Origin of the sequence: Synechococcus sp. CCY9201, assembly GCF_034931105.1 — a bacterium.
Lineage (GTDB): Bacteria > Cyanobacteriota > Cyanobacteriia > PCC-6307 > Cyanobiaceae > CBW1002.
In genome coordinates, this window is record NZ_JAYGIC010000089.1 from 1 (window position 1) to 4,874 (window position 4,874).

General features: G+C 63.3%; 5 protein-coding genes and 2 pseudogenes. 2 read left to right on the top strand and 5 right to left on the bottom strand.

What is annotated here, in order from left to right; all coding sequences use genetic code 11:
* The 4 genes and pseudogenes from VB716_RS09055 to VB716_RS09070 form a co-directional block, all read right to left on the bottom strand.
* A pseudogene (locus VB716_RS09055) lies at positions 1-479 on the bottom strand (ATPase); the annotation flags it as partial.
* Between the two features lie 30 nt (positions 480-509).
* Positions 510-860, bottom strand: a pseudogene (locus VB716_RS09060) (zincin-like metallopeptidase domain-containing protein); the annotation flags it as partial.
* A gap of 696 nt (positions 861-1,556) precedes the next feature.
* Positions 1,557-2,075, bottom strand: a complete 519-nt coding sequence (locus VB716_RS09065) for an HPP family protein (RefSeq protein WP_197170557.1) — start codon at positions 2,073-2,075, stop codon at positions 1,557-1,559.
* Between the two features lie 365 nt (positions 2,076-2,440).
* Positions 2,441-2,785: a hypothetical protein gene (locus VB716_RS09070; protein WP_323270293.1), complete on the bottom strand. Its 345-nt coding sequence runs from the start codon at positions 2,783-2,785 to the stop codon at positions 2,441-2,443.
* A 330-nt stretch (positions 2,786-3,115) separates the two neighbouring features.
* Here VB716_RS09070 and VB716_RS09075 point away from each other — a divergent pair, with 330 nt between their 5' ends.
* Positions 3,116-3,322, top strand: a complete 207-nt coding sequence (locus VB716_RS09075; protein WP_197170554.1) for a hypothetical protein — start codon at positions 3,116-3,118, stop codon at positions 3,320-3,322.
* 31 nt (positions 3,323-3,353) lie between these two features.
* On the opposite strand, the gene VB716_RS09080 is transcribed toward VB716_RS09075, so the two are convergent.
* The gene (locus VB716_RS09080) at positions 3,354-3,884 is read right to left on the bottom strand and encodes a cytochrome b/b6 domain-containing protein (protein WP_322758455.1); all 531 of its coding nucleotides are present in this window, start codon (positions 3,882-3,884) and stop codon (positions 3,354-3,356) included.
* A 191-nt stretch (positions 3,885-4,075) separates the two neighbouring features.
* Between VB716_RS09080 and VB716_RS09085 the strand changes: the two genes are divergently transcribed.
* A complete protein-coding gene (locus VB716_RS09085) occupies positions 4,076-4,837 on the top strand; it encodes a 20S proteasome subunit A/B (protein WP_322758456.1) in 762 nt (253 codons plus the stop codon).
* Positions 4,838-4,874 lie beyond the last annotated feature (37 nt).

Here is a 4,874-nt window from a genome sequence, read left to right on the forward strand (position 1 = left end):
GCCAGGCTGCTGCCAAGTCGGCCCAGTTCGGTGGCGTCGGCCACCGCCACCACCTCGGCCCAGCCCCGGCCGCTGGCCACCAGGGACCCGGCCAGGATCCGCTCCCCGGCGGCGGAGCGGGCGACCGGCAGCGATTCTCCGGTGAGCAGCGACTCATCCAGCCACAACCCCACCGCCTCGCTGAGGGCGGCATCGGCCGCCACCCGATCACCTTCCTCCAGCCGGAGCCGATCGCCCACGCGCACCTGATCGGCGGGCAGCTCCAGATCCTCCCCATCGCGCCGCACATGGGCGTGGGGTGCCGAGAGCCGGGCCAGTTCGGCCAGGGCGTGGTTGCTGCGCTGCTGCTGCACGGCATCGAGCAGGCTGATGCCCACCACGAAGACCAGCAGGATGCCGCCATCGACCCATTCGCCGATCAGGCCATAGATCAGGGCGCAGGCCAGCAGCAGCAGGTTGGTGGGCTCAAGCCAGCTCATTCGGGCCCCGCTGATGCCCCCTCCATAGCGCTACTCGCCAGTCCTGCCCTGGCCGGGCTGGGCGATCCAATCGGGGGCGATCAGATCAGCGGCCTGCCGGGCCTCGTTCAGCACCTGGAACAGCAGCCGCGGCAACTCCCTGAGCAGCGCGATCCAGGAGGCCAGGTAGGCGGCGTGGTTGCAGACATCGCTGCCGATCTCAAGCCGATCACCCAGCAGCACCGCCCCGAGCTCGGCCACCAGCTCTTCGCGGGCATAGGCCCGGCAGTTGGAGGCGCTGCCTCCCATCCGGCCGGAGAGACCCCGCTGGAGCCGGGAGCCATGACCGCTGGAGTGGATCGCCTTGCGGGCCCAGGTGGCGTAGAGCGCATTGGCGGAGTGGAAGGCGGTGCGATCCCTCCATCAGCTCGCTCAGGGAGGCAACCAGCTTCTGCTCCGGAGGACCCTTGTGGGATGGGGATACGACAGCCATGGACCAGCAGCGCAGAACCGGAGTCGCCAGTGCGGCCAGCGATCGGGGCCGGCTGGGAACTCCATGAGATCCATTGCCACCGGTGTCTTGTCGTCGGCGCTGGCCTGGCTGCCTGGAATCGGCTGCAGCCGACATTCCACGCGTTTTTCGCACGTGTGGCTGTTGTTCAGGTGTTGGTGGTCTCTGCTAGGAACGCACCGCTGAGCATTGGATGAGGGGTGCGCCGCCGCCAGCGCCCAGCCGTCCATCGGCACCGGCACCACGGCGGCCTCGCTGTTCACCGGCGAGCTGCTGTTCGCCCGGAGGCTCGATGGGCTGGAAACGCTGGAGGAACGCAAAGAGGGAAGCCAGGCAGGGTTTGGTCTATGCCAACAACTGGGCCAGGAGTTGGGTTCCTGCTCCGATGGTCACAGCTCTGCCAATCACCTGCAGCCCGCTCGAATGCAGTGTCGGCAGTACCAACAGGGCGAGAGCCACGACCGGCGCGGCTCCGGAACCCCAACGTCCGTCGGGCCCGATCGCCAGCCTGGCCCTCTTCTTCGCAGGACCGGTGTTGTGGGTCGCTGGAGCCTTCAGTCCTGCGGCCGCACTGGTACCGGCCGGGTTCAGAGCCAGTGATGCGGATAGGGCCCGCTGGACGGACGCAGTCGGTGGAACACCACCGCGATCAACACCAGGACCAGGGAGCCGCTGAGGATCGGGCTGAGTACGAAAGAGGGTCGGGCCTTCAGCAGCACGCCCAGCAGGGCCACAGCACCCGCAGGTGGGTGCAGGCATCGCAGCTGCTGCCCCAGCGCGATGGTCACCCCTACGGCCAGCCCCATCCCCCCCACCGAAGGGCCCGGCCAGGCCACGCACACCACGCTGATCAAGGCCCCGATCGTATTGCCGAGAACGATGTTGCGGGGTTGGGCCAGGGGGCTGCTGGGATGCCCGAACAACAGAACGGTGGAAGCCCCGAAGGGAGCCACAACCAGGGGGTAGTGACTCCAGCTGCTGATCAGGCCCAGTGCGCAGATGGCCAGAAGACCGCCGATCCAGGCCGCCACAATCTCTCCCCGGGCAAAGCGAGGCTGGAACGCACGACCACGCTCCCGATCGGTTCGCAGACGTCGAAACACCATCGACAGCACTGTATCGAGACGAACAGTTCAACTCTGGCTCAGCAGACGGGATCGCCTCCCGATCAACTCTTCCCACTGGTGCATCAACAGCCCAGCCCACCCGACAAGCAGCCAGGCCAGGACAGCGGTGCGGCAGCGAGACCAGCGCCCGAAGTGGCCTCTCCTGCAGGGCCAAGGCGGACGAAGACGACCTCCGACAGCAGAGCGCCTCCGGTTTCCATCGGCCCCAGCAGTGGATTGGGCGGGCTGTCCAGTTGAGGCGGCAGGATGGCTTGGTTGTGCCTCGCAGGTGGCGAACGCACGCCCGATGGTGTGCCGGGTTGCCAGCGACCGATCGCTACGCTGACTCGCTCGCGGGAAACTGATCAAGGCTTGCTCAATGTTGTCGCCACCCCTCCCAGCGCCAACATCACCTCGATCTCGTAGCCCAGTTCCCGAATGCCCTGACGGATCGAGCGGTAGCCGCCGCGCCGCAGCAGGTTGATGACCCCGGTCCTCAGGAAGGCGACCGCGCTGCTGCTCAATTGGGTTTCGCCTTGGGGGAGCACCGAGATCTCGAACCTCTCCATCCGCGTCGTGAGCCACGGAGAAGCCCCCAGCGTCAAGAGATCGAGGCACTCCTGGCCCTGTTGATGCGGCAGTAAGCCCGAATCGAGATTGTCAATCAGTCTTTGGGAGCATGGCCAAGGTGACATCTTGTAGTCAATCAAGTAAAGACTTGGTGGACCCGTATATAATCCCCAGGCGTCAAGGCTACATTTTGAAATGGTCGATTCGGCAAAGAGTCTGAACTGTTGCCGCCGTCTAGGACAATCTAGTATCTTGCAAAAACTCTATTTTAGGATTGCGGTAGGGCTCCGCTAATCGTTAGCCGATTCTCTGGGATGGGCGCCCAGCTGGGCGAGAGGAATGGATGCGCTCTAGCCTGGGTTCTGGCTCAAGTGGCATCAGCTGCGAGGTCACCATGAGTTTCACGTTGGCATGCGAACAAGAAGCAGGTGGACGTTGGATGGCCGAGGTGCGGCAGCTGCCTGGAGTCCTTGCTTGCGGAAATTCGTCTGCTGATGCATATGGAATCGAGTTGGGGTCGTTTGCTGGTTGATCAGGCTCAAGCGCTTCACGTGGTGGGCCTCGGTATCTGTCCTTTCGGCGCCGGGCTGAAGCTGGAGGCCAGCCTCGACGATCTCTCCGCCGCGGCGGTGGTGACGTCACCCCCATCAATCGGCGTATTTATTGATTCCTGCTGACCATGGCATCCAGCGGAGCCGAATGCTGCTGTCAGCCTCTCCAGGTCAGAGCCCGTCTGATCTGGCCAGGCCAGTCGCGTGGCATGTCGTTGGCACGGATTCGAAGGCTCGCCATCGATCGGACCAGCGGCACTCCGCCGCGTTGCAGCACGGCCAGAATGTGGACCAGCACAGCTCCTGCCATGACCAGCCAGGCCAGAAGATGCACCGAATAGACAACATGATCGAGTTGACCATCCTTCAGCCAGTCTTCGTCCATTAATTTGCCACTCCCCACAGCCAGCGCCAGGGCGAGCAGGGTGATGGCATTGGCGGGCTTCTGCAGCTGCCGGCGCCCCACGCTGACGGCGTAAAGGGCGAACAGGATGGCCAGGGGCCAGAGCAGTACGCCGATCGAGCCGTGGATGTCGATCCAGTCTCCACCGAGCCTCAGTGGCAGGCGCCCCCAGCGGCCGTCGTCATTGGAATACAGGAGCAGCCCGCTCAGCCAGGCCAGAGACACCAGCGCAGCCGTTGGGCCGTGCAGCAGCCGCAGAAGTGATGGTTGGTAGGGACGGGCCATCGCTGCTGAAGACGTTGTGGGCCCTTTTTTAGCGCGAATCATCGAAAACTCAGCCAGAGGCCGCTGGTTCGCTGATCGAGCGCCATCCTTCGTGCAATTGTCGATCTACTGGTCGGTGGAGCCTGTGGCAGGGCAGATGGGAGCTTGAGCGGATCCTAGGATTTCGCCAGTACATCCCTGGCTTGGCTCAAGTGACCTATTGCATTGGTTATTGGCTTGAGAAGGGGCTGGTCCTTGCCTCTGACTCCCGTACAAATGCAGGCGTAGACTACATCTCAACCTATAGCAAGATGCATGTGTTTCAGCCGGCGTCAGATCGGCTATTTGTTCTTTTGGCGGCTGGAAATCTAGCAACGACCCAGGCTGTGCTGAATTGGATTCGGAGGGATCTGGATCGGGCTAGTGATGATGGCCAGGAAGGCAGGAAAAATCTGAGGACGTGCGAGTATCTTTTCGAGGCGGCCGCCTATATAGGTCGTGTAAGTTTGGCTGTGCAACGGCAGGATGGTCCGGCTTTGAAGGAGATTGGTGCCGATGTTGGCGCCTCCTTCATCCTGGGTGGGCAGATTGGCGGTGAGTCTCACGGTCTTTCTATGATCTATCCCCAGGGAAACGCGGTGATGGCGACCCGCGAGACGCCCTACCTGCAGATCGGTGAAACCAAATATGGCAAGCCACCGCTTGACAATGTTGGTCACACCAATCTTTCGCTTGAGGATGCTGCACGCCTCTGCCTGATTTCGGAGGTGCTCACCCAGCGCTCCAATCTCACCGTGGGCCCCCCTTTTGAGCTGGCCATCGTGCCGCGCAACTCGCTGGCGATTGCGCACCAGATCAAGTTTGAGGCCGATGCCCCTGAGCTTTCCGCCATGTTCGAGACTTGGAGCAGCGCCCAGCGGGAGGCGCTCTATCGGTTGCCCCATTTCGCCTGGGAGCAATCAGCGCCGGCTTGATCCGGCCGAGGTATCCCCTCACCCCGCACCCCTCGCG

What these genes read in the sequence shown, in the direction of transcription:
- VB716_RS09065 (WP_197170557.1), bottom strand. Translation starts at nt 2,075, where the DNA reads ATGGTGTTTCGACGTCTGCGAACCGATCGGGAGCGTGGTCGTGCGTTC.
- VB716_RS09080 (WP_322758455.1), bottom strand. Translation starts at nt 3,884, where the DNA reads ATGGCCCGTCCCTACCAACCATCACTTCTGCGGCTGCTGCACGGCCCA.